The sequence below is a fragment of the Ligilactobacillus pabuli genome (genome assembly GCF_022836475.1).
Classification (GTDB): domain Bacteria; phylum Bacillota; class Bacilli; order Lactobacillales; family Lactobacillaceae; genus Ligilactobacillus; species Ligilactobacillus pabuli.
Genome location: NZ_BQXH01000060.1, coordinates 1 through 361, shown reverse-complemented (window position 1 = coordinate 361; position 361 = coordinate 1). Strand labels below are relative to the sequence as shown.

General features: G+C 51.2%; 1 rRNA gene. It reads left to right on the top strand.

Features of this window, described 5'->3' with window-relative positions:
- A 23S ribosomal RNA gene (locus tag LPAF129_RS11100) occupies positions 1-361 on the top strand; the annotation flags it as partial.

Genomic DNA, 361 nt, shown 5'->3' with positions numbered 1-361 from the left:
TGAAGCTAGACCGTAAGGACTGGTGGAGCGCTTAGAAGTGAGAATGCCGGTATGAGTAGCGCAAGGTCAGTGAGAATCTGACCCACCGTATGACTAAGGTTTCCTGGGGAAGGCTCGTCCTCCCAGGGTTAGTCGGGACCTAAGCTGAGGCCGCAAGGCGTAAGCGATGGATAACAGGTTGAGATTCCTGTACTAGTTAGATTTGTTTGAATGATGGAGGGACGCAGGAGGCTAACGGAGCGTGCAGTTGGAATTGCACGTCCAAGCAGCGAGTCGCAAAGCGAGTGAAATGCTTGCTTTGGTGTAAGATGAGCTGTGATGGGGAGCGAAATTTAAGTAGCGAAGGAAGTCATGTCACACT